At 71.8% G+C, this 26590-nt stretch carries 28 protein-coding genes; 16 read left to right on the plus strand and 12 right to left on the minus strand.

Translation table 11 applies throughout. From position 1 onward, the window contains the following. Positions 1-19 precede the first annotated feature (19 nt). Positions 20-973 carry a ribose-phosphate diphosphokinase gene (locus tag GA0115233_RS22255; RefSeq protein ID WP_093722039.1) on the plus strand — a complete coding sequence of 318 codons (954 nt, stop codon included), beginning with the start codon at positions 20-22 and terminating at the stop codon, positions 971-973. A 58-nt stretch (positions 974-1031) separates the two neighbouring features. After that, positions 1032-2225, plus strand: coding sequence for an elongation factor Tu (tuf, locus tag GA0115233_RS22260; RefSeq protein WP_093722040.1), 1194 nt, complete (start codon positions 1032-1034; stop codon positions 2223-2225). Positions 2226-2233: 8 nt separating this feature from the next. Here the strand turns inward: tuf and GA0115233_RS22265 are convergent, their stop codons facing one another. After that, complete coding sequence (locus tag GA0115233_RS22265) at positions 2234-2614, minus strand: anti-sigma factor antagonist (protein ID WP_093722074.1); 381 nt, start codon at positions 2612-2614, stop codon at positions 2234-2236. Positions 2615-2861: 247 nt separating this feature from the next. Further along, positions 2862-3812, minus strand: coding sequence for an NADP-dependent oxidoreductase (locus GA0115233_RS22270; RefSeq protein WP_176711901.1), 951 nt, complete (start codon positions 3810-3812; stop codon positions 2862-2864). A gap of 71 nt (positions 3813-3883) precedes the next feature. Here GA0115233_RS22270 and GA0115233_RS22275 point away from each other — a divergent pair, with 71 nt between their 5' ends. Continuing rightward, positions 3884-4831 (plus strand): GlxA family transcriptional regulator, encoded by a 948-nt coding sequence (locus GA0115233_RS22275; RefSeq protein WP_093722041.1) that lies wholly within the window; start codon positions 3884-3886, stop codon positions 4829-4831. 61 nt (positions 4832-4892) lie between these two features. Beyond that, complete coding sequence (locus tag GA0115233_RS22280) at positions 4893-5534, plus strand: hypothetical protein (RefSeq protein WP_369691377.1); 642 nt, start codon at positions 4893-4895, stop codon at positions 5532-5534. Between the two features lie 467 nt (positions 5535-6001). Here the strand turns inward: GA0115233_RS22280 and GA0115233_RS22285 are convergent, their stop codons facing one another. After that, positions 6002-6571 carry a TetR/AcrR family transcriptional regulator gene (locus tag GA0115233_RS22285; RefSeq protein WP_093722042.1) on the minus strand — a complete coding sequence of 190 codons (570 nt, stop codon included), beginning with the start codon at positions 6569-6571 and terminating at the stop codon, positions 6002-6004. Beyond that, a complete protein-coding gene (locus GA0115233_RS22290) occupies positions 6568-6930 on the minus strand; it encodes a DUF1304 domain-containing protein (RefSeq protein ID WP_093722043.1) in 363 nt (120 codons plus the stop codon). The genes GA0115233_RS22285 and GA0115233_RS22290 overlap by 4 nt, the downstream gene beginning before the upstream one ends. Before the next feature lie 272 nt (positions 6931-7202). Here GA0115233_RS22290 and GA0115233_RS22295 point away from each other — a divergent pair, with 272 nt between their 5' ends. Genes GA0115233_RS22295 through GA0115233_RS22315 form a run of 5 tightly spaced genes read left to right on the plus strand, consistent with a single transcriptional unit; the run spans position 7203 to position 11526 of the window. Continuing rightward, on the plus strand, positions 7203-8921 hold the full coding sequence (locus GA0115233_RS22295; RefSeq protein ID WP_093722044.1) for an ATP-binding protein: 1719 nt from the start codon (positions 7203-7205) through the stop codon (positions 8919-8921). After that, complete coding sequence (locus tag GA0115233_RS22300; protein ID WP_015655861.1) at positions 8918-9328, plus strand: roadblock/LC7 domain-containing protein; 411 nt, start codon at positions 8918-8920, stop codon at positions 9326-9328. Before GA0115233_RS22295 ends, GA0115233_RS22300 begins: the two co-directional genes overlap by 4 nt. Next, positions 9325-9696 carry a DUF742 domain-containing protein gene (locus GA0115233_RS22305; RefSeq protein WP_093722045.1) on the plus strand — a complete coding sequence of 124 codons (372 nt, stop codon included), beginning with the start codon at positions 9325-9327 and terminating at the stop codon, positions 9694-9696. The genes GA0115233_RS22300 and GA0115233_RS22305 overlap by 4 nt, the downstream gene beginning before the upstream one ends. After that, positions 9677-10282, plus strand: coding sequence for a GTP-binding protein (locus tag GA0115233_RS22310; protein WP_093722046.1), 606 nt, complete (start codon positions 9677-9679; stop codon positions 10280-10282). The genes GA0115233_RS22305 and GA0115233_RS22310 overlap by 20 nt, the downstream gene beginning before the upstream one ends. Next, positions 10279-11526, plus strand: coding sequence for a cytochrome P450 (locus GA0115233_RS22315; RefSeq protein WP_093722047.1), 1248 nt, complete (start codon positions 10279-10281; stop codon positions 11524-11526). The genes GA0115233_RS22310 and GA0115233_RS22315 overlap by 4 nt, the downstream gene beginning before the upstream one ends. A 75-nt stretch (positions 11527-11601) precedes the next feature. Here GA0115233_RS22315 and GA0115233_RS22320 read toward each other — a convergent pair whose 3' ends face one another. The 3 genes from GA0115233_RS22320 to GA0115233_RS22330 form a co-directional block, all read right to left on the minus strand. Then, positions 11602-13287, minus strand: coding sequence for a hypothetical protein (locus tag GA0115233_RS22320; protein WP_255310306.1), 1686 nt, complete (start codon positions 13285-13287; stop codon positions 11602-11604). A 192-nt stretch (positions 13288-13479) separates the two neighbouring features. After that, positions 13480-15111: an amidohydrolase gene (locus GA0115233_RS22325; protein WP_093722048.1), complete on the minus strand. Its 1632-nt coding sequence runs from the start codon at positions 15109-15111 to the stop codon at positions 13480-13482. Between the two features lie 10 nt (positions 15112-15121). Then, on the minus strand, positions 15122-16615 hold the full coding sequence (locus GA0115233_RS22330; RefSeq protein WP_093722049.1) for an APC family permease: 1494 nt from the start codon (positions 16613-16615) through the stop codon (positions 15122-15124). A 177-nt stretch (positions 16616-16792) separates the two neighbouring features. Here GA0115233_RS22330 and GA0115233_RS22335 point away from each other — a divergent pair, with 177 nt between their 5' ends. The 3 genes from GA0115233_RS22335 (at position 16793) to GA0115233_RS22345 (ending at position 18501) form a co-directional block, all read left to right on the plus strand. Next, positions 16793-17506, plus strand: a complete 714-nt coding sequence (locus GA0115233_RS22335; RefSeq protein ID WP_093722050.1) for a TetR/AcrR family transcriptional regulator — start codon at positions 16793-16795, stop codon at positions 17504-17506. 58 nt (positions 17507-17564) lie between these two features. Beyond that, complete coding sequence (locus tag GA0115233_RS22340; protein ID WP_093722051.1) at positions 17565-18029, plus strand: pyridoxamine 5'-phosphate oxidase family protein; 465 nt, start codon at positions 17565-17567, stop codon at positions 18027-18029. 79 nt (positions 18030-18108) lie between these two features. Then, entirely contained in the window at positions 18109-18501 is a 393-nt protein-coding gene (locus GA0115233_RS22345; protein ID WP_093722052.1) for a VOC family protein, read from the plus strand. 46 nt (positions 18502-18547) lie between these two features. On the opposite strand, the gene GA0115233_RS22350 is transcribed toward GA0115233_RS22345, so the two are convergent. The 3 genes from GA0115233_RS22350 to GA0115233_RS22360 all read right to left on the minus strand — a co-directional run bounded on the left by GA0115233_RS22350 (position 18548) and on the right by GA0115233_RS22360 (position 20586). Further along, positions 18548-18880: a DUF4235 domain-containing protein gene (locus tag GA0115233_RS22350; protein ID WP_255310307.1), complete on the minus strand. Its 333-nt coding sequence runs from the start codon at positions 18878-18880 to the stop codon at positions 18548-18550. A 17-nt stretch (positions 18881-18897) separates the two neighbouring features. Next, on the minus strand, positions 18898-19914 hold the full coding sequence (locus tag GA0115233_RS22355) for a glutathione S-transferase family protein (protein WP_093722054.1): 1017 nt from the start codon (positions 19912-19914) through the stop codon (positions 18898-18900). Positions 19915-20136: 222 nt separating this feature from the next. Beyond that, positions 20137-20586, minus strand: coding sequence for a nitroreductase family deazaflavin-dependent oxidoreductase (locus GA0115233_RS22360; protein WP_093722055.1), 450 nt, complete (start codon positions 20584-20586; stop codon positions 20137-20139). Positions 20587-20743: 157 nt separating this feature from the next. Here GA0115233_RS22360 and GA0115233_RS22365 point away from each other — a divergent pair, with 157 nt between their 5' ends. After that, complete coding sequence (locus GA0115233_RS22365) at positions 20744-20944, plus strand: ferredoxin (protein WP_093722056.1); 201 nt, start codon at positions 20744-20746, stop codon at positions 20942-20944. Between the two features lie 42 nt (positions 20945-20986). Next, the gene (locus GA0115233_RS22370) at positions 20987-21526 is read left to right on the plus strand and encodes a flavoprotein (protein ID WP_093722057.1); all 540 of its coding nucleotides are present in this window, start codon (positions 20987-20989) and stop codon (positions 21524-21526) included. Between the two features lie 182 nt (positions 21527-21708). Here the strand turns inward: GA0115233_RS22370 and GA0115233_RS22375 are convergent, their stop codons facing one another. Further along, the gene (locus GA0115233_RS22375; protein ID WP_093722058.1) at positions 21709-22572 is read right to left on the minus strand and encodes a hypothetical protein; all 864 of its coding nucleotides are present in this window, start codon (positions 22570-22572) and stop codon (positions 21709-21711) included. A gap of 179 nt (positions 22573-22751) precedes the next feature. Between GA0115233_RS22375 and GA0115233_RS22380 the strand changes: the two genes are divergently transcribed. After that, a complete protein-coding gene (locus GA0115233_RS22380; RefSeq protein ID WP_093722059.1) occupies positions 22752-23720 on the plus strand; it encodes an aldo/keto reductase in 969 nt (322 codons plus the stop codon). Between the two features lie 369 nt (positions 23721-24089). Then, entirely contained in the window at positions 24090-25919 is a 1830-nt protein-coding gene (locus tag GA0115233_RS22385) for an RICIN domain-containing protein (protein WP_093722060.1), read from the plus strand. Between the two features lie 104 nt (positions 25920-26023). On the opposite strand, the gene GA0115233_RS22390 is transcribed toward GA0115233_RS22385, so the two are convergent. Then, positions 26024-26575 carry a DUF4232 domain-containing protein gene (locus tag GA0115233_RS22390; RefSeq protein WP_093722061.1) on the minus strand — a complete coding sequence of 184 codons (552 nt, stop codon included), beginning with the start codon at positions 26573-26575 and terminating at the stop codon, positions 26024-26026. Positions 26576-26590: the final 15 nt, after the last annotated feature.

Consider the following 26590-nt stretch of genomic DNA (forward strand, 5'->3'; position numbering starts at 1 on the left):
TCATGCGAGGAGCGGATCCGTGCGAGACATCGCCGTGTTCAGCGGTAGCGCCCACCCCGAACTGGCCGCCGAGGTGTGCGCGCACCTGGACGTGCCCCTCAGCCCCACCCGGGTCAGCCGGTTCGCCAACGACTGCCTGGAGGTGCAGCTCCAGGCCAACTGCCGGGAACGGGACGTCTTCCTCATCCAGCCCTTGGTCGCCCCGGTCCAGGAGCACCTCGTCGAACTGCTGCTGATGTGCGACGCGGCGCGCGGCGCCTCCGCCGGGCGGATCACCGTCGTCATGCCGCACTATTCCTACGCCCGCTCCGACAAGAAGGACGCCCCGCGCATCTCCCTCGGCGGACGTCTGGTCGCCGACCTGATGGTGGCCGCGGGCGCGAGCCGGGTCCTCGCCATGACCCTGCACTCGCCCCAGGTGCACGGCTTCTTCTCGGTCCCCGTGGACCACCTGCACGCCCTGCGCGAACTGGCCACCCACTTCCGCCAGTACGACCTGTCCCGCACCACCGTCGTCTCGCCCGATCTCGGCAACGCCAAGGAGGCAGCCGCCTTCGCCCGGATGCTCGGCGCCCAGGTCGCCGCCGGCGCCAAGCAGCGGTTCGCGGACGACCGGGTCAGCATCAACTCCGTCATCGGCGAGGTCGCGGACCGCGATGTCATCGTGCTCGACGACGAGATCGCCAAGGGCAGCACGGTCCTGGAACTCCTCGACCGGCTGCGTGAGTTGGGTCCGCGCTCGATCCGGGTGGCCTGCACCCACGGCCTGTTCACCTCCGGCGCCCTGAAGCGGATCGGCGAGCAGCCGGACGTGCTGGAGATCGTGTGCACCAACACCGTGCCGGTGCCCGAGGAGGAGCGCACCGACAAGCTCCGGGTGCTCACCGTCGCCCCGCAGCTCGCCGAGGCGGTTCGACGCATTCACAACGGTGAGTCCGTCAGCGCCCTGTTCGACGCGCCGTCGAGCGAATAGACAGGAAGGCACAGCCGGGAATGGCCCGGCCTCACTCACCCGATGAGGAGGCCCCGCAGTGGCGAAGGCGAAGTTCGAGCGCACCAAGCCGCACGTGAACATCGGCACCATCGGCCACATCGACCACGGCAAGACCACCCTCACGGCGGCCATCACCAAGGTGCTGCACGACCGTTACCCCGACCTCAACCCGTACACGCCGTTCGACCAGATCGATAAGGCGCCCGAGGAGCGGCAGCGCGGTATCACCATCTCCATCGCCCATGTCGAGTACCAGACGGAGACCCGTCACTACGCCCACGTCGACTGTCCGGGCCACGCCGACTACATCAAGAACATGATCACCGGCGCGGCCCAGATGGACGGCGCCATCCTCGTCGTCGCGGGCACCGACGGGCCGATGCCGCAGACCAAGGAACACGTCCTGCTCGCCCGGCAGGTGGGCGTGCCGTACATCGTCGTCGCCCTCAACAAGACCGACATGGTCGACGACGAGGAGATCCTGGAACTGGTCGAACTGGAGGTGCGCGAACTGCTCACCGAGTACGAGTTCCCCGGCGACGACGTCCCGGTCGTACGGGTCTCCGCGCTCAAGGCGCTGGAGGGCGACGCGCAGTGGGCGCAGTCGGTGCTCGATCTGCTGGACGCCGTCGACTCGGCGGTGCCCGAGCCGCAGCGGGACGTGGACAAGCCGTTCCTGATGCCCATCGAGGACGTGTTCACTATCACCGGCCGCGGCACCGTCGTCACCGGCCGGATCGAGCGCGGCATCCTGCGCGTCAACAGCGAGGTCGAGATCATCGGCATCCACGAGCAGAAGACGAAGACCACCGTCACCGGCATCGAGATGTTCCGCAAGCTCCTCGACGAGGGCCGCGCCGGGGAGAACGTCGGCCTGCTGCTGCGCGGCGTCAAGCGCGAGGAGGTCGAGCGCGGGCAGGTCGTCATCCGGCCCGGATCGGTCACCCCGCACATCGAGTTCGAGGCGCGCGCGTACATCCTCTCCAAGGACGAGGGCGGCCGGCACACGCCGTTCTTCGACAACTACCGCCCCCAGTTCTACTTCCGCACCACCGATGTCACCGGGGTGGTCACACTGCCCAAGGGCACCGAGATGGTCATGCCCGGCGACAACACCACCATGACCGTCCAGCTGATCCAGCCGGTCGCCATGGAGGAGGGCCTGAAGTTCGCGATCCGCGAGGGCGGGCGGACCGTCGGGGCCGGTCAGGTCACCAGGATCCTCACGTAGCCCGCGCCTCACACCGAGCCGGACGTGGCCTCGGGCTGTCCCAGGGCCGCGTCCAGCGTCGGATGCGGTGGAAGCAGCAGGGCGAGACCGGTGATCCGCAGCATGCGCAGGGTCAGCGGATGGTCGCACACCAGCTGGAGCTGCCCGCCCTGGTCGAGGACGCGGGCGCGCGCCCGGTACAGCAGGCGCAGCCCGGAGCAGTCGAAGAACTCCACGGGACGCAGGTCGATCACGATCCGCGCGTGCGGACGGGCCGTCACCCGGTCCAGCTGGGGCAGGAGTTCGATGGCGGCGGCGATGTCGATCTCGCCGAGGAACTCCAGGACGGTGTGCCCCCGGTCCTGGCGGGCACGCAGGTGGCGGGAGAAGAGTGCAGGTTCCTGCTGCACGACCACATCGCCTCCAACCTGCGCCCTGGGGTGTCGGGGGAACCGGCGGACGACCGGAAGCAGAACCGGTCCCCGCACTGCAAGTTACCCTCGATGGAGGCAATCTGAGCATGTTCGATTGACATATGTCTTTGAATTGCGCTCCGGCGTACGCGGGTTGGCGCTCAGTGACCACAACTTCGGCCGGTTCACTACGCCGTGCGACCCGGTGCCGGACGAGGAGTCCCCCCGTCCGGCACCGCCCGCGTCACTCGCCCAGCAGGACCAGCTTCCCCGCCGTACGGCCGGTCCCGCCGAGCCGGTGCGCCTCGGCGGCCTCGGCCAGCGGGAAGGTCCCGGCGACGGTGGCGCGCAGCGCGCCCTGTTCGACCAGCCCGGCGATCGCCCGCATCCCGGAGTGCGAGGCGTCCACCAGCATCCGCACCGCCCGCACCCCGAGCCGCTCCGCCTCCTCGTAGAACTCGGCGGAACCCACCGGCAGGATCGACACCACGATCCCGCCCGGCCGCAGTACCCGCAGCGAGCGCAGGCTGTAGTCGCCGCCGATTGTGTCCAGCACGACATCGACGTCCTTCGCGGCCTCGGCGAAATCGGCCGACCGGTAGTCGATCAGCTCGTCCGCGCCCAGCGTCCGCAGCAACTCGTGCTTGCCCTCGCTGGCCGTGCCGATGACATGGGCGCCGCGCGCCTTGGCGATCTGCACGGCCACATGACCGACCCCGCCGGCCGCCGCGTGGACCAGCACCCGCTGCCCCTCCTGGAGCCCGGCCGTCTCGACCAGCGCCTGCCAGGCGGTCAGCGAGACCAGCGGCAGCGCGCCGCCCTGGACGTGGTCGATCACGGCGGGCTTGAGCGCGAAGGCGCGGGCCGGACCGGTGACGTAATCCGCGTGCGAGCCGTGCCCGTACGGGTACGGCAGCATCCCGAAGACCTCGTCGCCGGGCCGGAACCGGGCGACCCCGATGCCGACCTCCTCCACCACCCCGGACACGTCCCAGCCGAGGACGAACGGCGGCCGGCCCAGGAACCCGCCGTTCTCCCGGTGCTTCCAGTCGGTCGGGTTCACTCCGGCCGCCCGCACCCGGACCAGGATCTCGTTGGGGCGCGCCGAGGGCCGCTCCCGCTCCACGACCTTCAGGACCTCGGGACCGCCGAGGACGTCCTGACTGATGGCTCGCATCGTCTGCACAGTGCTCATGGTCCACCAGCCTGCCCGCGGCCCGCCTCCCGGGAAATGGCATGATTGCCAAGCTTCGATAGGATCGTGCCATGGTCAAGGAACGCGTGGTCGTGCTGGCGCTGGACGGCGTCTACCCCTTCGAGCTGGGCATTCCGGCCCGCATCCTCGGCGCGGCCGGGCGCTACGAGGTGCTGACCTGCTCGGTGGACGGCCGCCCGGTGCGCACGAACGCCGACTTCACGGTCGGTGTAGAGCACGGGCCGGAGCTGCTGGCCACCGCCGACACGGTGGTCGTCGCCGCGATCGACCCGTGGTGTCTGACCGAGCGGCTCCCGGACGAGGTCACCGAGGCCCTGGCGCTGATCCGTCCCGAGGCCCGGATCGTCTCGATCTGCACGGGTGCCTTCGTGCTGGCGGCGGCCGGGCTCCTCGACGGGCACCGGGCCACCACGCACTGGCACCTCGCCGACCACTTCCGGCGGCTGTATCCGCACATCGAACTCGACCCCGATGTGCTGTTCGTCGACGACGGCCGGATCCTGACCTCGGCCGGGGCCGCCTCCGGGGTCGATGTGTGCCTGCACATCGTGCGCAAGGACCACGGCAGCGAACTCGCCAACTTCGTCGCCCGCAGCTGTGTCGTGCCGCCGTTCCGGGAGGGCGGGCAGGCGCAGTACATCCAGCAGCCGGTACCGCAGCCGGGCGGCTCCAGCACGGCGGCCACCCGGGCCTGGGCGCTGGAACGCCTCGGTGAGCCGCTGACCCTGGCCGATCTCGCGGCGCACGCGCGGATGAGCCTGCGCACCTTCGCGCGCCGCTTCAACGACGAGGTGGGCCTGAGCCCGGGGCGCTGGCTGATCCAGCAGCGGATCGCGCGGGCCCGGCATCTGCTGGAGGCCAGCGACCTGTCGGTGGACCACATCGCGGGAGAGGTCGGCTTCGCCACGGGGGCCTCGCTGCGACAGCATCTGCACGCCGCGATCGGGGTGTCGCCGCAGGCGTACCGGCGTACGTTCCAGGAGTCGCGCCGCGCCTGAACGTTTGGGCGTGCCGCCGCGTCGGAGGGATGCAGAAAGAAGCGGCGGACCAGGGGTGGGTATGCGAAGCAGGCTGATGGCGGTGGCGTTCGGGGTGCTGGCGGTCGCGGTGACGGCGGTGGGGTGCGACGAGAATGAGGACACGCGCGTCGTCGACGACGCGGCGTCGGCTCCGGCCACCGCGTACTCCGGGCCGCTGAGCGACTCCGCGGAGCGGGCGCTGGAGTGCGAAAGCAAGGTCTTCTCCAAGGGTGGCGCCGACCGGTGGGGCGAGGGCGACGCGGGCGCGAGCCCGGAGGAAGGGCTGAAGCTCTACTTCGAGATCGAACAGCCCGATGTGCCGCGCACCGGGTACCGCGAGGAGCGGCGGGAGGGGGACCGGGTGCTGTACTCCCTCGACGTGGACGGACGTACGAAGGTCGCGGTGATCGTCGCCAAGGGCGGGGAGGGGCGGCCGGGTTGGGGGCCGGAGAGCAGCGCGCAGTGCGATCCGGCCGAGCTTCCGGAGAGCTATACCGACAGTGGGCCGTACGAGATCTGGACCGACGAGCGCGGGCGGCGCGTCCCGGTCACCGAGGTGCACAGCGGTGAGGGTGCCGAGCACTGCGACTGGCAGAAGGCGCACGTGCTGTCGACCGGGTGGGGAAGGGGGGCCGCCTCTTCGCCCGGGATCCGGAGGGGGTGCTGCCGCCGGGGTCCCTGACGGCTCGCTATGACGGTTCCGCCCGTCTGCCGGGCGATGCGCGGGACACCGGGTATCGGTACGGGGACTGGGAGTTGTGGCTGAGTGACGCCACCCCGACGAAGGCGTACGTCCGCACGCCGGACGGGGTGGAGGCGTGGCCCGCGACGAAGGAGGGCTTCGGCTGCCGCTAGTTCGTGCCGCGAGGCTTTTCCTCGCCCCCGCCGCCCCTACCCTCCCCCAGAGGGGGGACCCCCACCGTCTCCTGGGGGCTCCGCCCCCAGACCCCCAATCGGCCCTGAACGGGCCTCGTCCTCAAACGCCGGACAGGCTGAAAGCGGGGGCAGAGCCCCTGATCTCAGGGGCGCGGGGAACTGCGCGAACAACCCCCACCCACCCGCACCCGAAACACAACCCCTCGGGGTCGAAGGGGCGAAGCCCCTGGAGGACGGGTCGGGTAGGGGCGGCGGGGGCGAAACACCTCCGGCTCACCGACTGCGATGCAGCGCGACCAGCAACTGCCAGACCTGGTCCGCCACTTCCTCCGCGGTCGCCTCGATCAGCCCGTGCAGCCAGTCCGCCAGGACACCCGCGAAGGTCGCGGTGACGGCCGACGCGACCAGCGGCGCGTCCGGCGCCCCGGCCAGCTGCCGTTCGCGAAGGCTGTACGCCCTCAGATCGCGGTGGAGCAGACGGCCGAGCGGCCCGCCGCCTCCCGGCGTGAGGAGTTCCTGGTACAACGCGGCGTGCGGGGCGAGGGACCGGAAGAACCCCACCAGCGCGGGCGGCGCGTGCACCGGGTCGGGGCGGCCCCGCCAGGCGTGCAGCGCTTCCACCGCCTCGCGGACCACGTCCGCGCAGGCGTCGACGGCCAGTGCCTCCAGGCCGTCGTAGTGCAGGTAGAACGTGGCCCGGCCGATGCCGGCCCGGCGCACCACCGCGGCCACCGAGACCCGGGAAAGCGGTCGCTCGGTGCACTCGTCGAGCAGCGCCTGCCGCAGTCGCCGCCGGGTGCGCGCGGCCCTGGGGTCCTCGGGCGGCGCCGTCGGGTCGCTCACCCCGCCGCCAGGACGGCGGCCAGGGCCAGTGCGCCGGGCAGCGCCTGGGCCAGCAGGATCCGCGGGTTGGCGGTGGCCGCGCCGTACACGCCCGCGACCACCACGCAGACGAGGAAGAAGATCTGGACGTCATGGCCCGTGGGGTCGGCCGCGATCAGGCCCCAGACCAGTCCGGCCGCCAGAAAGCCGTTGTAGAGGCCCTGGTTGGCGGCCAGCGGCGCGGTGGTCCGGGCGAGCTGTGGATCGAAACCGTGGAGTGAACGCCCCGGCGCCTTCTGCCATAGGAACATCTCCAGCACCAGGATGTAGAAGTGCAGCGCGGCCACCAGCCCCACCAGCACCTTCGCGAGTGTTTCCACGGAATTCCCTCTCCTAGACTCCTGGACAGGTGTCCACTATAGCTGGACACCTGTCCAGGATCGAATCCGACTGATTCCAGGCGGAGAGTGACGGAACGCTCACCTCCACCGACCGGGCCTGGTTGATCCTTTTGCCCCCGAACCCGATAAGCTCCCCCACGGCGCTGCGAGTTGACCCGTCACCCCCTGGGTTCACTCGTGGTGCGTACTCATGAGTGCGTCCCCCCTTGCACGCCCCCCCTTGTTCGATCGTGTTGGTTCGAAGGATGCAGATGGAACTCGCCACTCCGCCCCCGGCGGCGCGGGCCCCTGTCGCCTGGTACAGCTGGTGGCTGATGCCGCTGGCTTTAGGAGGCGGGACGGTAGCCGCGACATTCATGAGCTCCGAACGAATAACCGCCGCGGTCGCCGGCGCCGCGGCCACCGCGGCAGGCACCGCGTGTGTACGGCTCCTGCTCCGCACCCGGACCCAACTCGGCCGCGCCGAAGCCTCCTTCCGCGCCCAGCAGGCCGAGCACTCCCAGCAGTGGCAGCAGCATGTGGCGGGCCTGGAGCGGAAGTTCGCGGCCGAACGGGTGGCCCTGGACGGTGAACGCGCCGCCATGGAGAGCCGCCTGAACGAGCAGGCGGGCGAGTACGAGGCCCGGCTCGCCGAGCAGACCCGGCTCTTCGAGGAGCGGCTGGCCGGACAGGCCACGTCCTACGAGGCCCAACTCGCCGACCAGGCCGAGGGATTCAAGGAGCAGCTGGCCGACCAGCACGAGGCCGTCGCCCGCCTCGCCGGGGAGCAGCTTCCCCAGGCGCTGGAGCGGCTGCGGGCCGGTGACGCCGTGGACGACCTGCTTCCGGTCGTCAGTGAGCACACCAAGGTCAGCAAGGAACTCCGGGCCGAACTGCGCAAGGTGCTGCGCACCTCCCTGATCGGCGTCGAGACCGAGTTCAACCGCTCGACCTCCGCCGAACAGGCCGTGATCAGTATCGGCAACCGGATCCACGTCCTGACCAGCAAGCTGCGCGGACGCCTGCACGAGATGCAGGGCGAGCACGGGCGGCTGCCGTCCGTGGCGCGCGGCCTGATGGAGCTGGACCAGGCGATCGGCCCCGCCGACTGTCTCGCCGCCAGCGTCGGCGTGCTCGGCGGCTCGGACCGTCCGGGACGCCAGTGGCAGGAGCCCCAGCGCCTGCTCAGCGTGGTCCGCGGCGGTATCGGCCGGATCAAGGACTTCCACCGCGTCGAGGTACGGCACCTGCCCGAACTCGGCGTCGACGGCGGTCTGGTGGACCACCTCACGCTGATCTTCGCCCATCTGCTGGACAACGCGGCCCGCTACTCGCCGCCCACCGAGCCGGTGGTCGTCTCCGGCAAGGAGGTGCCCAACGGCGTCGGCATCGAGATCCAGGACTCGGGCAAGGGCCTGAGCGAGGAGAAGAAGCGCGAGGCCGAGCACGCGCTCGCCGGCACCGCGCCCGGCGCGGGTCTCGGCGGTATCTCGGAGGACGCCAGCATCGGCCTCCGTGTCGTCGGCACCCTGGCCCGCCGCTACGGCATCCGCGTCACCTTCGCGGACTCCCCGTGGCTCGGTACCTCGGTGGTCGTGGTGGTCCCGCACAAGTACTTCAGCCCGCTCCCGGCGTCCGCCGCGGCCACCGCACCGGCGGCCCCGGCGGCGACGGAGTCCGCCCCCCGTACCGCCGTGGCCGCCGAGCCGGCCGCCACGGTCGCGGGGGACGCCGTCGACACCACGCCCGGAGGACTGCCCCGGCGCCGCAGCAAGCGGAGCGAGGCGGCCCGTCACGAGCCGGCCGAACGCACCGAAAGCAGTGAGGGGACCGCGGTCGCGGCCGTCCCGCCGGACGCCTCCTTCGCCGGCCTGGCCGCCTTCGCCACCGCCGGCCGGGAGTCCGACGGCGACAGCGGGTCCGGCGCCGACGTCACCGCCGGACGCGAGTCCACCGAGCACCACACCGAAGAGAGCGACAAGTCCGTATGACGCAGCAGGGAACCGACGTGAGCTGGGCGCTCCGCGATCTCGTGGAGTCCATCCCGGAGATCCGTTTCGCCCTGGTGGCCTCCAGCGACGGCAAGGCCATCACCTCCTACGGCGCCGAAGACCCCGACGACGTCGACCGCTTCGCCGCCGTGGTGGCCGGCCTGCAGGCGCTGGCCCAGCCGGTCGCCGAGCAGTTCCCCAAATACGCGGGGCAGTTGCGGCTGGCGATGATCGAGGTCGACGGCGGTCACCTGTTCGTCGTACGGGCCGGAGTGGAGACGTATCTCGGCGTCCTTGCCCGTGAGGGCCTCGACCAGGGGCTCCTCGGACACCAGATGCGGGACCTGGCGCGCAGAATGGGCGAGTTGCTGGGCACCACTCCGCGCCTGGAGGAGCACTCTGGATGAGTGCTCCCCGCCGGCCCACGGACCCGTCCGGTCTTGAGCGCTACTACGTCCTGACGAAGGGGCGCAGCGGACCGGGCGGTTCGGCGTCGAGCCTCGACGTGGCGACCCTCATCGTCTCCCGCGTGGCCCCCTTACCGGGCATGCAGCACGAGCACGAGGAGATCCTCCGGCGCTGCCGTGATCCGCTGTCGGTCGCCGAACTCGGCGCCCACCTCGGATTGCCCTTCAACATTCTCGCGGTGCTGCTGGCGGATCTGCTGGAGGCAGGTCGCGTCGAAGCCCGTGACCCCATTCCGGTGCACGGCGCCGGCCGAGGGCCCGACCTCGCGCTCCTTGAGGAGGTACTCAGTGGACTTGAAAGGCTTTGATCACCCCGGCGAGCTGTCGGCCGGTGGGACCCGTTCGGTGAAGGTGATGATCGCCGGCGGGTTCGGCACCGGGAAGACCACGATGGTCCGCTCGGTCAGTGACATCAAGCCGCTCACCACGGAGGAGACCCTCACCCAGGCGAGCGCCGACGTCGACCATCTGATCGGGGTCGCCGACAAGACGGAGACGACCGTCAGCCTCGACTTCGGCAAGATCAGCATCAACGACTCACTGATGCTGTACCTGTTCGGGACCCCGGGCCAGGAGCGCTTCTGGTTCCTGTGGAACGGCCTGTTCAAGGGTGCGCTCGGCGCGGTCGTGCTGGTCGACACCCGGCGGCTGGCCTCCAGCTTCCGGGCGATCGAGGAGATGGAGCGGCAGGACGTGCCGTTCGTCATCGCGCTCAATGTCTTCCCCGACTCCAAGGACCACCCCATCGAGGAGATCCGGGACGCGCTCGACATCTCGCCGCAGACGCCGATCGTGGTCTGCGACGCCCGCGACCGTGCCTCCAGCCGTGATGTGCTGATCACCCTGATGCGCCATCTGATGGAACGATCCGCAGCCGCCCTGGAGCCCCGATGACCGACCAGACCTTCGACAGTCCCGACGCCCCCCGCGGCTGCCCGGTCGCGCACGGTTCGGCCGACCTGGTCCGGCTGTACGGGGACGAGGCGGCCACCGATCCGCGCGGCATCTACGAGCGGCTGCGCAAGGAGCACGGCTCGGTCGCCCCGGTCCTGCTGGAGGGCGACATCCCGGCCTGGCTGGTCCTCGGCTACCGGGACAGCCGGCGCGTGCTCGACAATCCCCGCCAGTTCGCGCGCGACGCGCACTTCTGGCGGGACATGCGCGAGGGCCGGGTGGCGGAGAACTCCCCGCTGGTCCCGATGCTCGCCTGGCGGCCCGACTGCGTCTCGCAGGACGGCGAGGCCCACCGCAGGCTGCGCGGCGCCGTCAGCGACGGCCTCCAGGCCGCCGTGGACCGCGGCATCCGGCGCCACGCCACCCACTTCGCCAACAAGCAGATCGACACGTTCGCGAACCTCGGCCGTGCCGATCTGGTGGCGGACTTCGCCGACCTGCTGCCGATGCTGGTGGTCGCCCGCATTCTCGGTCTCGCCGAGGCCGAGGGGCGGCGTCTTGTCGAGTCCTGCGCGCAGGTGATGAAGGGCGGCGAGGACGCCGTCATGCACGACGGCGTGATCAGGGAGATCTTCGGTGAGCTCGCCGAGCGCAGGCGCACCGAACCCGGCTCCGACCTCGCCACCAACCTGCTGGAGCACCACGCGGGGCTCGACCACGACGAGGTCGTGATGCACCTGCGCGCGATCCTGATCGCCGCGCACGTCACGACCAATCTGCTGGCCCGGGTGCTGGAGCTGGTCCTCACCGACGCCTCCCGCCTGTCCGGGCTGATCAGCGGCCAGCTGAACATCTCGGCGGTGATGGAGGAGGCCATGTGGAACTCCCCGCCGCTGGCCGTGCTGCCGGGCCGCTTCGCCGCCAGCGACGTCGAACTGGGCGGGCACCGCATCGAGGAGGGCGACCTGCTGGTGCTCGGCCTCGCGCCGGGCAACGTCGACCCCGAGATCCGGCCCGACCCGAGCGTGTCGGTGCACGGCAACCAGGCGCATCTGGCGTTCGGTTCGGGCCCGCACGAGTGCCCCGGCCAGAGCATCGGCATGTCCATCATCGAGGTCGGCGTGGACATCCTGCTGCACCGGCTGCCGGGTCTGCGTCTGGCGGTGCCGCCGGAGGAGCTCACCACGACCTCGTCCACCTGGACCTCGCCGCTGGACAGCCTGCCGGTCGAGTTCGAGGTGTAGAGCCCGACGAGGTGTGGAGCCCAATGAAAGAAGGCCGCTGCCCCACCGGGCAGCGGCCTTCTCGCATGCGCGGGCTCAGCCGTCGAGCCAGTCGCCCTTCAGGTCCGCGGGACGGTACCCGGTGGCGTTCCACAGGAAGTGCGGGTGGGCGCAGCCGAACATGTAGGCCAGCAGCGCGGTGTCCTCCCGGCCGGTCTCCGGCTCGTACATCGTGTAGAAGTACTCCGAACCGACCACGCCGGAGTCCTGCTGCACCTCACGCGCGCGGTCCGGGCCGGCCTCGGTGCGGGACGCCTCCACGGCGGCGAGGTAGGTACGGCGCAGGATCGACCAGACGGTGTCGGTGTTGCCGTGCCAGGGCCCGTGCAGCGCCTCGAAGGCGTGCAGCTCGGCGTCGAACAGCGGCCAGGCCCCGGGGAAGTGGACGCGGCAGCGCTCGGACAGCTCGGCGGTCCGCGCGCTGAGTGACGGTGCGCTGCGCCGCGGGCTCAGGGTGAGCGTGGTGCCGTGCGTGAGGATGCCCGAACAGGCGTTGGGCTGGAGGTCGCACAGCGCGCAGCCCTGCGCCGACGGGAGGCCCTGGGTGATGCCGTCGAACCACAGGGCGTGCCGCCCGGTGAGCCCCATCCAGACGATGGTGCTGGGCATCAGCCAGGTGTTCCACATAGAGGAGTGCGCCTCGGGCATACAGCCGTACTTGATCAGCGCGATGGCGCTGGCCGCGTAGAGCGTCTTGGTGTGGGCGGACATGCCGGAGAGCCAGAAGTTGCTGATCTCACCGGTCAGGGCGTCGACCCGGACGTCGGTCATGTCGTCCACGACCCGGCACAGCAGCAGGGAGGCCAGGTGCTCCTCCTGCCACAGCTCGCTGTCCGGGGAGACGTGCCAGAACAGGCAGTCCATCATCTGCAGCGCCGAGTAGGTGCTCTGGCCGAGCGGGTTGGTCTGCGGGAGCACCACGCTGCCCGTCTGGTGCTGCTGGAGCCAGTGCTCGTCGGCGGATCGTTTGTGCGCCGCGTACAGGCCGCAGACCAGGGCCCGGGCGCTGTTGACGCTGAAGTCCTCGGCCAGCCGGCCCTCGATCAGCTGCGTGAGGTGATCGGTGTCGATGGTGTCGATGACCCGCTTGTACTCGTGGAACAGCAGGATGTCGTCCTCGAAGCGGTGCCGGTAACCGAGGTCCCGCTCCAGGTCGTTCATCTGCCGGACCACGGACCAGCCGCCGGTGAGCACGCTGTCCAGCTCCCGGCGGTACGGCCAGGTCTTTACGGCGAGGGGGAGTCCCGCGCTCTGCCGCCAGCGGTAGTCGGCCAGGGTCCGCTCGGGGGCGGCGGGCACCTGGCGGCACAGGGCGCACGAGCAGTCGGCGGACTGCTCCTCGCGGGGCGGGGCGAGGGCCCGGCTGCGCCAGGCCCCCTCCAGCATCTCGCAGGTCAGGCGGCACACCTCGATGTCGGTGCCGACCTGTGGGAAGGCCGACTCGATCAGGCGCAGGCTCGCCTCCAGCCGGCGCAGCCGGGCCTGCCCGGCCTCGTCCGGCGGGAGGTAGGCGTCGGGCGCCGGCTGGAGGGCTCCCTCCAGGTGCAGCGCGGTGCCGGGGTGGGGGGAGCCGAGCGCGTCAAGCCGCTGCTGGGCGGCGGTCTGGCACTTGCGGTCCTCCTCGGTGCGGCCGCGGATGTGCCGGCCGAACAGACGGGCCAGGGCGATCCCCGCCTCCGCCGTGGATATCTCAGGACCACCGCCCACGACTCCAGATTTCACACCGGTCTCCCTTCAAGCAGTGGTCCTGGCAACGGAATCGAAGGCCGTGACAGACGGCCGGGGGTGGCCGCTCTGCCACCCCGCAGATTCGAACTCGCCTTCCCGATACGTAAGTTGAATCGAGAAGCGGAACGAGACTGCCCAGAGCGTAAATGATCTACACCGTGACCCGGCCGTGATATCCGTTACTGTTCAAGCCACTTGAGCTGCGTATACTCGCTCGCCCCCCACATAGGTCTGCGCCACCCGTGTCGAGGCCAGCTCCTCCGGCGGAACCGCGAACGGATCCCGGTCCAGAACCACCAGGTCGGCCAGTGCTCCCGGGCGCACCGCACCGGTGTCGTCGAGGTGGTTCACATGCGCCGATCCCGCCGTGTAGGCGGTCAACGCCTCGGTGAGGCCGATGCGTTCACCCGGCAGGAACACCGGCGCGGCGCTGTCCGGCGAGACCCGGTTGACCGCCACATGGATGCCCGCCAGCGGGTCCGGGCTGCTGACCGGCCAGTCGCTGCCCGCCGCGAGCCGGGCGCCGGAGCGCAGCAGCGCGCCGAACGGGTACTGCCACGCGGCCCGTTCGGGGCCGAGGAAGGGAATGGTCAGCTCGTCCATCTGCGGTTCGTGGGCGGCCCACAGCGGCTGGATGTTCGCCGTCGCGCCGAGCGAGGCGAAGCGCGGCACGTCCTGCGGGTGCACGACCTGGAGATGCGCCAGGTGGTGCCGCGTGTCACGCATCCCGTTGGCCGTCCGCGCCGCCTCGATCGCGTCCAGCGCGTCCCGTACCGCCCGGTCGCCCAGCGCGTGGAAATGGCACTGGAAACCCAGCGCGTCCAACTCGGTCACGTACTTGGGGAGTTGACCGGGGTCGACGAAGCTGGTGCCCCGGTTGGCGGTCGCGCAGCCGCAGCCGTCCAGGTACGGCTCCAGCAGTGCGGCCGTACCGTTCTCGGCGACCCCGTCCAGCATCAGCTTCACCGTCCCCGCCCGGAACCGGCCGTGACTCAACTCCGCCCTGCGCTCCACGAGTTCGGGGATCTGCTCGGCGCCGCGCCCGCGGTCCCACCACAGCGCGCCCACCACCCGGGCGGTCAGCGAACCGTCCCGGGCCGCGGCGAGATACGCCTCGGCCGGGTCGTCCATCCCGGCGAACTCCCCGACCAGCGCGTCCTGCCAGGCGGTGATGCCCAGGGAGTGCAGATGGCGCTGGGCGCGCAGCAGCGCCGCGACCCGGTCCTGTCGCGTGGCCGGGGGAGTGAGCCGCCCCACCAGCCGCATCGCCCCCTCCTGGAGGGTCCCGCTCGGCGCCCCCGAGGCGTCCCGCTCGATCCGCCCGTCCGCCGGATCGGGCGTGTCACGGGTGATCCCGGCGCGTTCCAGGGCCCGGCTGTTGACCCAGGCCCCGTGGTGATCACGGTTGGGCAGATACACCGGCCGGTCCGGTACGACCGCGTCCAGCAGCTCCTTCGTCGGCGTACCGCCCTCGAACGCCTCCATGGACCAGCCGCCGCCGGTGATCCACTCCCGCTCGGGGTGCGCCTCGGCGTACGCGCGCACCGCGGCCACGGACTCGGCGGCCGTCCGCGCCCCGGTCAGATCGCACTGTGCCAGTTCCAGCCCGGCGGGCACCGGGTGGACGTGGGCGTCCTGGAACCCGGGCAGCAGCAGCCGCCCGCCCAGGTCGACCACCTCTGTGTCCGGTCCGGCGAGTTCCCGGACCTCGTCGTGTCCCACGGCGGTGATCCGGCCGTCGGTGACGGCCACCGCGGTGGCGGTGCGGCCCTCAGGGGTGAGGACGGGGCCGCCGGTGAAGAGCAGGTCTGCGTGCATGGTCCGTCTCCTAGTGGGGTGTCGGAAGCAGGCGCGGGGACTCGGAGTCGGTGCCCTCGCCGGTGCGGAAGTACGGGGACTTGCGGACCCAGCGGGCCCAGGCGGCGGCGACGAAACCGGACGCGATCATCGCCAGCGGGGTGGTGAGCAGGAACCAGCCGTTGTCCGCGCGCAGTTCGAAGTGGTCGGCGGAGTCGTAGAAGGACCAGCCGAGATAGCCGCCGAGGGCGACCAGGACCAGCGCGCTCAGGACCGGCAGCACCACCGCCCGGACCCCTTGCCACGGGTCCTCGCGCAGCAGGGAGCGGAAGCGGACGGCGGCGGCGAGGGCGGTGAGCGCGTAGGAGAGGGCGACGATGATGCCCACGGCGGTCACGGTCGCCATGATCATGTCGGCGAGGCGCGGGATGACCAGGGAGAGCGCGGCGACCGTCGCCGCGAGCGCGCCGATCAGCACGGTCCCGGCCGCCGGAGTGCCGTACCGGGGGCTGACCCGGGACCACACCGGGCCGAGCGTACGGTCCCGGCTCATCGCGAACATGCCCCGGGCCGCCGGGATCACCCCGGCCTGGAGGGAGGCCACCGCCGAGAACATCAGCGCCACCAGCGGCAGCACCGCCAGCGGCTGATCGGCGAGGCGCTCGCCGAAGAACGCCAGCCCTTCGGCGCCGTGGCCCGCCAACTCCTCCTCCGACAGCACGCGCTGGAAGGCGACCGAGCCGAGCAGGAACAGCCCCAGCATGGTGAACAGGGTGGTGAAACCGGCCTTGGAGGCGTCCCGGGGGTCGCGGACCTCCTCGGTGACGGTGAACGCCGCCTCGAAGCCCCAGTAGCAGAACACCGACAGCAGCAGCCCCTGGGCGAGCGCGGTCGGGGAGGGGATGGCGAACGGGTCGAACCAGCTCAGGCTGAAGGGGTGCGGGCCGGTGACGATGCCGTAGCCGCAGAAGCCGAGCAGGACGACGTACTCGAAGACCAGCAGCCAGCCCTGGAGGCGGGCCGCCTTGCGGACGCCGGTGACGGCCGTGACGGTGACCGCGGCCAGGACCACCAGGCCCACGGCGGTGGTCTGTGCCGTCGACCCGGGGTCCAGGGCAAGGCCGCCCACCCGGTGCACCCCGGTGTCCCCGGCGAGCTGGATGAGGGCCGAACCGGTGACCGCCGTGGTGTAGGCGAGGAACGCCACCACCGCCACGATCGTCACCCAGCCGACCATGAAGCCGAGCCAGGGGCTGAGCGAACGGCCCACCCACACATAGCCGTTGCCCGCGTTCGGCTCGACGCGGTTGAGGCGCGAGTAGGCGCCCGCGATGCCCAGCACCGGCAGGAACGCCAGCAGCATGATCGCCGGCAGATGCAGGCCGACGACGCCGGCCGTGACACCGAGTCCGATGCCGATGCTGGTGGTGGCCGCCGTACTGGAGGCGGCGATGGCGACGCCGTCCAGGACGCCGAGGGACTTGCGCAGAACGGGTGGGTCGAGGGCCGGGGGAGTGTCGGTCATGGCGTGCTCCGCTCGCACCAGGGGGCCTGGCAGGCCCCGGTGACCGCACATGAAACTGGCCGCGCGCTTCACAGGTCAACGGTGTTGTCATAAGGTGCCGCCACCGGCCCCGAACCGCCACCGGCCCCGAACCGCCGCCACCCCGGCCGCCACCGGCCCGCGTGGGAAGGAGCAGCCATGACCGAACGCGTCGTGCCGCCCGCCGAGCGACGGCGCAGACGGCCCACCAAACAGGGCGTGGTGCTGTCCGAGGAGCTGATCGTGGCCACCGCCCTGCGGCTCATCGAGGAGCACGGCGCCGAGGCCCTGTCCGTACGCCGCCTGGGCCGCGCCCTGGGCGCCGACCCCAGCTCGCTGTACCGGTACTTCCGGCACACCGACGACCTGCTGCTGGCCGTCGCCGACGAGCTGATCGGCCGCACCCTGCGCGACTGGCGGCCGACCGGCGACTGGCGTGCCGACCTGCGCGACCTGGGCCTGCGCGTCCACTCCGGAGCGCTCGGCCATCCCCGGGCCGCCGTGCTCAGCGCCTACCGGGTCACCGGCCGGGTGCACGAGATCCAGGCCGTCGAGACCATCCTCGGCGTGCTGCGCGGCGCCGGGTTCCCCGACCCCGAGGCGGTCCGCGTCTACCACGCCTTCGTCGACCAGGCCCTGGCCTTCAGCGCCCTCGACGCGGCCGGCGCGGCACTGCCGAAACCCGCCCGGGACGCCGAGAACGCCGTATGGCAGGCCACGTACGCCCGCCTCCCCGCCGGCACCCACCCGAACATCGCGGCCACCGCCCGCCACCTGGTCGCCGACATGCGCCACAGTTCGTACCCGACGGCACTGGAGATGCTGCTGAGCGCGGCCGAGGCACGGCTGTTCGAAATCCGGGGACGTGCATGATCGTCCACTGACACACTGGGCACCGACCGACCGCGTCCCGACAGGAGGCCGTCCCGCCATGACCAACCCGCCCGCACGCCCGGCGAAACAGCGCAAGCTCGACACCCTGCACCGCCTGGGGCACGACGAGGACGTCTGGGTCGCGACGGCGGGTCCCGACGGGGGAGCGCCCTACCTCGTACCGCTGTCCTTCCTCTGGGACGGCGAGACCCTGCTCCTCGCCACCCCCGCCGCCAGCCCCACGGGCCGCAATCTCAAGGCGACCGGGACGGTGCGGCTGGGCGTGGGGCCGACGCGGGACGTGGTCATGATCGCGGGCACGGTCGAGGCACTCACCCCCGCCGAACTGCGCGAGGGCGAGGGAGACCGATTCGCCGCGAAGACGGGCTTCGACCCCCGCGAACTCACCACGGAATACCTGTACTTCAGGGTCCGCCCGCAGCGCGTGCAGGCCTGGCGCGAGGCCAACGAACTCTCCGGTCGTGACCTGATGCGCGACGGCACCTGGCTCGTCGCGGACTGATTCCGGCGCACCGGGACACCCGAACGGCACAGGGCGGCGGGGCAGTTGGGTCCCGCCCCCGCGACCGTACGGAGGAGCCATGGCCCTGGTGAAAGCGGGCGTCGTCGTGCTCGACTGCGCCGAACCCGAGAAACTCGCCCTGTTCTACCGGGAGTTGCTGGAAGCCGAGCAGATCCACGAGAGCGCCAACCGGGTGGAGATCAGGAGCGCCGACGGCACCCGGATGGGCTTTCGCCGCGACATGAACGCCACCGCCCCGAGCTGGCCGCGCCCCGAGAACTCCCTCCAGGTCCACCTCGACTTCGTGGTCGACGACCTGGACGAGGCGGAACGCAGGGTCATCGGCCTGGGCGGCCGCGCCCTGGACACCCGCGACACGTCGGGCCCGTTCGAGGAACGCAGCTACAGCGACCCGGCGGGCCATTCGTTCACCCTGCGCAGGGGGCCGTCCACGGCACCGAAGCGGGGGTAGGGGCCGGTGCGCTCGCGGCAGCGGCCCCCTGGTGTCCCCGCGGCGCCTACGCCTCCGCTGCCGCCTTCGCCTCGACCTTCTTCTTCACGTCGCCCGCGGGCCACACCCCCGTGGACCGCTCCACGGCCTTCGCGCCCGTGCGGTTCACGGCGCTGCGGACCACCGCGAAGATGGCGCCCTGGAGGGCGGAGGCGAGGAGGATCTCGCCCCAGCCGCGCTCCTGGTCCAGGGGGTCGGGGGCGTCGTCCTCGTGGCGCAGGGCCTTCCAGGTGGTCTGGAAGACCAGCCCGGCGAGGGTGCCGCCCACCCAGCCGATCGCGAACCCGAGGGGCTTGTAGGCGAGCGGGAGTTTCAGCTTCTGCTGCTTCTTCTTGGCCACGTCTGCCTCCATTGGGGTCAGGGCTGTGCGGTCAGGTCCGGGACCGCCTCGGCCGCGGGCACCGGACCGGGCGGGGTGCCGGTACCGAAGGGACGACCGCCCAGCCTCTCGCGGCCGTGCGGGCTCCGCCAGCCGGAGAGGTCCGGGCCGAGCGGCACGATCCCGGTCGGATTGATACCGGTGTGGACCCGGTAGTAGTGCCGTTTGATGTGATCGAAGTCGACGGTGTCACCGAACCCGGGGGTCCGGAAGAGATCGCGGGCGTACGCCCACAGCACCGGGTTCTCCGACAGTTTCCACCGGTTGCACTTGAAATGGCCGTGATACACGGCGTCGAACCGGACCAGAGTGGTGAACAGCCGGATGTCCGCCTCGGTGATCGTGTCGCCCACGAGATACCGCTGCCCCTCCAGCCGCGCCGCCACCCGCTCCAGCCGCCGGAACACGCCCGCGCATGCCCCCTCGTACTCCTCCTGGTCCACCGCGAACCCGGTCCGGTACACCCCGTTGTTGACGTCCTCGTAGACCTCGGCCATCACCCGGTCGATCTCGCCCCGCAGCTCACGCGGGTACAGGTCCGGCGCACCCTCCCGGTGCAGCGCCGTCCACTCGGTGGCCAGGTCGAGGGTGAGCCGCTGGTAGTCGTTGGTGACCAGCTTCCCGCTCGGCACGTCCACCACCGCGGGCACACTCACCCCGCCCGGGAAGCCCTTCTCCCGTGCCTCGTACGCCTCGGCCAGGTACCGGATGCCCAGCACCGGGTCCCGCCCGCCCGGGTCCAGCGTGAAACGCCAGCTGCGGTCGTCCTGGACCGGGTCGGCGACGGCCATCGGCAGGGCTTCCTCCAGACCCAGCAGCCGCCGCGAGATCACCGCCCGGCTCGCCCACGGACAGGCACGGCTCACCACCAGTCGGTAACGTCCCGCCTCCACCGGCCAGCCGTCCCGCCCGTCCGCGGTGATCCGGTCGGCGAAGTGGCTCTTCGACCGCGCGAACGAGACATGGCCGTACGCCGCGTTGCCGTCGTCGGGCATGGTGCCTCCTCCCAGTCGGACACCCACCGGGTCCCCCGATTTCGGCGGACGGCACACAGGTGATCCACCGGGTCCTGGCAATCGGAGAGGACGATCAATGCGCCACTGGCGAGGCACGGCGGAGCCCCGCCGCGACGGGGGAGCACGGCGGGGCCTGACGCACGTGTGCCCGGGGGCGGTGCGTTCATGCACCCGCTCGCGAGAAAATCCGAGCGGGACCCCTCAGCCTTCGTCGGCCCGCTCCAGCACGAACACCGGGATCTCCCGGTCGGTCCTCTTCTGATAGTCCGCGTACGGCGGGTACGCCGCGACGGCCCGCTCCCACCACTCGGCCTTCTCCGCGCCGGTGACCTCGCGGGCGGTCATGTCCCACTGCTCCGTGCGGTCCCGCAGCTCCACCCGCGGATCCGCCTTGAGGTTGTAGTACCAGACCGGGTGCCTGGGCGCACCGCCCTGGGAGGCCACCACCGCGTACCGGCCCTTGTGCTCGACGCGCATCAGCGGGGTCTTGCGGATCTTCCCGCTCCTCGCGCCCCGCGTCGTCAGCAGCACCACCGGCAACCCGGTGTCCCGCAGCGTCGTCCCCTCGGTACCGCCGGAACTCTCGTACAGCTCGACCTGCTCCCGCACCCACCGGGTCGGGCTGGGCTCGTACTCACCCTCAAGAGGCATGGCATCGATCCCCTCGTCGTTGTGCGACCGCCTACCCACCGACAACACCCGTGCGCGCACGATTCATCCAGCCCAGTGGAGCGAATCGGGCCCGTGAAATCGCCGACACGAGCGACGAATGCCGCCGTCCGCCGCGCCTCGCGGGGACGCTCCGGTCATGCACATCGACATCGACAGGAACACCTGCATCGGCGCCGGCCAGTGCGCCCTGGCCGCCCCCGCCCTCTTCACCCAGGACGACGACGGCTTCAGCGCCCTGGTGCCGGGCCACGAGCACGGCACCGACCACCCCATGGCCCGCGAGGCCGCCCGGGCCTGCCCGGTCGGCGCGATCAGCGTGTCGCCGCCGACGCCCTGACCGGGACCCGGGCGGGCACCGGCCCTTCAGTAGGCTGCCCGGATGACCGAACAGCCCCGCAAAGCCTTCCTCTACGTAGTCGTCTGTGCCGCCGGAATCGCCTCCGGTGTGGGCAAGTTGGTCAGTGCCGCGCAGGAGCGCGGGTGGGAGGTGGGGGTCATCGCGACGCCCGTGGCGATGAACGGGTTCTTCGACACGGCCGCCGTCGAGGCGCTCTCCGGGCGGCCCATCCGCTCCGCCTGGCGCACCCCCGCCGATCCGCGGCCCTTCCCGCCGCCGGACGCGGTCGTCGTCGCCCCCGCGACCTTCAACACCGTCAACAAGTGGGCGGCCGGCCTCGCCGACACCCTCGCCGTGGCGACCCTGTGCGAGGCCCCGGGGCTCGGTGTCCCGGTGGCCGCGCTGCCCTGCGTGGCGGACGCGCTCGCCGCCCACCCCGCCTACCGGGAGAGCCTGCACCGGCTGCGCGGCATGGGCGTCCGCTTCGGGGAGCCGTACTCCGGCGAGCCCCAGGAGGACGGGCGGCGCCCGGAGTTCGGCTGGGAGCGGGCGCTGGACCTGATCGAAGCGGACGGCGCCTAGGGCCTTTCGTTTGGATCAGCCTGGCTCTGATCGACGGTCCGTCGTGACTGAGCCGAGCGGGGTCTGGTGCGTGCAGCTGCAAGGCGGAGGAGGGAGTCGACGCGGAGCGTCGGCGACCGACGACAACGCGGCAGATGCGCGTGCCAGACCCCGCGACGCCGGGATGATCCAAACGACAGGCCCTAGACGCACTCCACGGTCGGCCCCGCCACCATCGCCCCCGTGTACAGCGCCTGGCCCCGCGGCATCCAGTACCCCAGTTTGGACACGACCGTCGAGCATGCCTCGCGCAGCGCGATGCGGACCTCCACCGTCGCCGGGCGGCCCGGTTGCAGGTCCGTCAGGGCGCAGTCCAGCGCGAACAGGTGACGCTCCGTCGAGGGATGGCGGCCGACCAGCGGATTCACGCACCGCGCGTCGTCCGTCGTCAGCTCGACCCCCGAAGCCTCCTCCCCGATCAGCCCGAACCGCGCGCTGCCGTCCCCGCGGTCGCTGTCGCGGTACACGGTGTACGTCAGGGTCGTCGCACCGCCGCGCCGCAACGGCCCCCCGGCCACCTCGACCCGGTGCGTCGGCGGGGCCTTCGGCGCCGTCAGCGTGAGGGTGGCCCGGACCGTGCCGCGCAGGTCCACGCCCGCGGGGTCGGAGCGGACCCGGACATCGGCCTCGATGTCGTACGTGCCGGGGCCCGGGTACTCCCGTGAGCCGGGCAGCGTGCCGGTGGCCGCGACCTGGCCGTCACGGCGCGCCGTCCAGGTGCCCGAGGTCAGGCACGCCGGCCGGGCGGGGGAGGCGTCGCGGTGGCAGACGGCCGGCGCCGAGACCGCCGTCATCGGCGTACCGCTGCCCAGGCACAGCGACACCGACGCCCGCTGCCCGTCCGGCCCCCGCAGGATCCCCGCGGGCGCGCACACCGTCATCGGTTCCGCCGCGACCGGCGCGGGCGCCGACGGCGGGTCCGGCAGCGCCCACGCGGGCGCCACGAGAACGAGCGGCAGCGCCGCCGCGCCCAGCAGAGTCCTCGGCCCGGTCCGACGTGTCCGCACCGTCCGCCTCCCGTACGGTTCCGACCGGCCCGGTGCCGGTCACCGCACCGAGCATGCGCGCACGTAACCGGCGCGGGGGCGCTCCCACGCCGTACGGTCACCCGCGGGCGCCCCTGCGCACCGCCCGCCGGGTACGTACGCTCCACCTGGTACCGACCCCGAAGGCAGGAGCAGCAACGATGCAGTACGTGAAGCTCGGTTCGACGGGCCTGGACGTGTCGCGGATCTGTCTGGGCTGCATGACCTACGGGCTGCCCGACCGAGGCGTGCACGAGTGGACGCTCGACGAGGAGGCATCCCGCCCGCTCATCCGCCAGGCGGTGGAGGCGGGCATCAACTTCTTCGACACGGCCAACGTCTACTCCGACGGCACCAGCGAGGAGATCGTCGGGAGGGCGCTCGCCGACTACGCCCGCCGCGACGAGATCGTCCTCGCCACCAAGGTGCACGGCCGGACGCACCCGGGCCCCAACGGCCGCGGCCTGTCCCGCAAGGTCATCATGGCGGAGATCGACCACAGCCTGAGCCGCCTCGGCACCGACTACGTCGACCTCTACCAGATCCACCGCTTCGACCCGCACACCCCCGTCGAGGAGACCATGGAGGCGCTGCACGACCTGGTGAAGGCCGGCAAGGTCCGCTACATCGGCGCGAGTTCGATGTACGCCTGGCAGTTCTCCAAGCTCCAGTACACCGCGGAGCGCCACGGCTGGACCAAGTTCGTCTCCATGCAGAACCACTACAACCTGCTCTACCGCGAGGAGGAGCGGGAGATGCTGCCGCTCTGCGCGGACCAGGGCGTGGGCGTACTGCCCTGGAGCCCGCTGGCCCGCGGCCGCCTCACCCGCGACTGGGGGACCGTCACCGAACGCAGCGCGGGCGACAACTTCGGCAGCCGTCTGTACCTGGACAGCGACCGCACGATTGTCGAGGCGGTCACCCGGGTCGCGAACGAGCGTGGCGTTCCGCGCGCCCAGGTCGCCCTCGCGTGGCTCCTCCAGCGGGAGACGGTGGCGGCGCCGATCGTCGGCGCGGCCAGGCCGGGGCACATCGAGGACGCGGTGGCGTCGGTGGAACTGACCCTGAGCGAGAAGGAGATCGAGGAACTGGAGCAGCCCTACACGGCACGCCCGATCGTCGGCCACTGATCCCGCACCCGTGCGGTCCGTGCGGTACCGCGAACCCGGTACCGCACGGACGTGTGTCCCCTCCCCTTCACTTCGCGCCCCGCCTGCGTGAACGCCGCCGCTCCATGGCCTGCTGGACAGGCACGGAACTGTTTGCGGAATACAGCTTTCCCGGCCGGTCGGGCGTTGCCAGGTCTTTGCTGACAGATATTCAATTCCACGCGCGTCGCATACGGCGCGGAAAACCGATGCAAGGCTTGTTCCGCGCTGTTGACCTGTGCAAAGGTGTGCCTCGCTCCCTTGAGTCGCACGCGTGCACCGCGCCGCACCCGGAGCATTACCAATTGGTATGGACCATCAATACCGCATGCCCTCCGGAGGAATGCCGCCGTGCGTGACGCAGGCTCGCCGAATTCCGCAGGAAACGCCCGCTCCATTGAATTGACGGACGCGCAGCTGAGCGCCGAACTCAAGAAGTGGACCGGAGCGTCTCCCGCGCTTCAGCCGGTGGGTGAACTTCTCGACCGGCACTGGGCGGCGGGATTCGCCTACGCACGGCTGTGCACCAGCTCCGCCCGCGCCGCCGGCATGCTCACCACCGCCGCCTTCACCCGGCTGTTCGGGCAGACCCTGCGGCAGAACGGGCCGACCTCGGCGTGGCGGCCCCAACTCCTGCTGACCGTACGGCGTGTCGCGGAGGAGTGGGACACCGACCAGCAGCGCGAACTCCTCCACCCCGAGCTGCGTTCCGACCCCGCGCACGGGGAGCGCGCCACCGCCCGGCTGCTCCCGCCCGCGCACCGCAGGCTGCTGTCCGGCGCCTTCCAGCGGCTGCCCCAGTCGGCGCGCTGCCTGCTGTGGCACACCGAGGTCGAGGCGGAACCCCTGCCCATACCCGCGGCCCTGCTGGGCCTGGACATGGAGGGCGCCCTTGTCGAACTCGGCCGCGCCCGCGACCGGTTGCGCGAGGAGTGCCTCCAGGTCCACCAGGAACTCGCCCCCGACCAGGAGTGCCGCCGCTATCTGCGGCTGCTCGACGTCACCTACCGCCGCGGCGGCATCGACATCGACCCCGACCTGCGCACGCACCTCGAAGGCTGCCGCCACTGCCTGGAGACCGCCGACCAGCTGCACTGCTTCAACCACGGCCTGGGCCTGGCGCTCGCCGAGGCGGTCCTCGGCTGGGGCGCCCGCGAGTACGTGGAGTCCCGCGCCCTGAGCGTCGACGAGGAGAGCCTGCCGGAGGAAGCCGCACCGCCCCTCGTCGGGGAGGACTTCGGCGCCGACCCGCTGCCCGAGGCACCCCCGGCCGCCGCCCCGCCCCCCGCGCGCAGCCGCAGCGCCCGCAAGGCCGCCCGGCGCGCGGTACGGCGCCGCAACGCCACGGTCGGCGCCGTGACGGTCGGCGCCCTGGTCCTCGTACCGCTGGTGCTCTGGTCCGCCAACGGCTCCGAGGACGGCACCGCCCCCGCCGGATCGAGCCGCCCCACCGAGGCGGCCGGGTCCGACGGTGCCACGCCCACCCCCAGCCCTTCCTGGGCCGGGGCCAAGGAGGCGGCCAAGGGCAGGCTGACCGGGCGGCTGCACAACCTCGCCTCCGGACTCTGCGTCTCCGTCGTCGGCGGCAAGGTCGTCAAGGGCGCCGAGACCGAACTCGCCGAGTGCTCGGCACGGGCCGAGCAGCAGTGGGCGTACGAGACCGACGGGCGGCTGCGCAGCGCGGCCGAGCCCGATCTGTGCCTGGACTCCCGGCTCGGCTACTCGGTACGGCTCGCCCCCTGCACCGACACCCGCCGGGTCCGCTACGACTTCACGCTCCAGGGCACCCTCGTCCCGCGCTGGGACCAGGACCTCGCCCTGAGCCCCGCCGCCACCGACGGCTCCGGCGCGCTCGTGCTGAAGACCCGCCGGGACGACGGCGCCCAGCGCTGGGTCGTCGACACCTCCCGGCCCGAGCTCCAGATGGAGGCGGTCAACTGGGGCGAGCCCACCAGCGGCTCCCCGACGCCGTCACCGACACCCGAGTCCACGCCCGGCCCCAAGGCGTCGAAGTCCCCGAAGACCACGGCCACCCCCTCGCCCACACCGACGCCGTCGGCCGAGGACCCCTGCGCCACGAACCCGTACCAGTGTTCCTGGGGCGATGACTGGGACCGGGACGATGACGACTGGGGTGACGACGACGGTTGGGGCGGTGGCTACGGCCGCGGCCGCCGCTGACCCACGGAGGGCCGTCGAGGACCCTCACGGCACGCCAAGGACCGTCAGGGACTGCCAAGGCCCTTCAAGGCCCCTCAAGGCCCCTCAAGGTCCCTCAAGGTCCCTCAGGGCCCCGAACCCGGCGTGAACGCCGTCACGTGGACCGTCGAGGCGTTCCCGGACACCGGCACCGCGCCCGCCGTCCACGGCACCTCGATGGGCCTGCGCTCGTCCGGCGGGGTCACCAGCAGCCCGGCCGGGCGTGCCGTGCGCGCCCCGCTGATCTCCGGGCTGGAGAACGACAGGCCCGCCCACGCGCTGGCGCCGGGTGCCAGGATCACCCGGGCCGGTGAGCCGGGAGCACGCCTGGCGTCGGGACCGAGCCGCTTGCCGGACGCGTCCACGAAGGCGGCGCCCGGACAGCCGTACAGCGTGCAGGTGCGCGCCGAGGTGTTGGTCAGCACGATCGGGAAGTTGCGCTGCCCGGCGCCCGGGTCCACCGGGCCGACCTCGGCACGCAGGTCGGGGGTGCGGCAGCGGGACGGGGTGGTCGGTGAGCTGTGGGGAGCGGTCGCCGTGGTGCCGTCGTCGGTGCCGCACGCCAGGAGCGGGCCGAGCAGGGCGACAGCGCTCACCCGCAGGGCCGCGCGGCGCACGCGTGAGGAGAGGGTCTGCACGCTCCCGAGGGTTCG

It is taken from the genome of Streptomyces sp. DI166, assembly GCF_900091315.1.
GTDB lineage: Bacteria > Actinomycetota > Actinomycetes > Streptomycetales > Streptomycetaceae > Streptomyces > Streptomyces fuscus.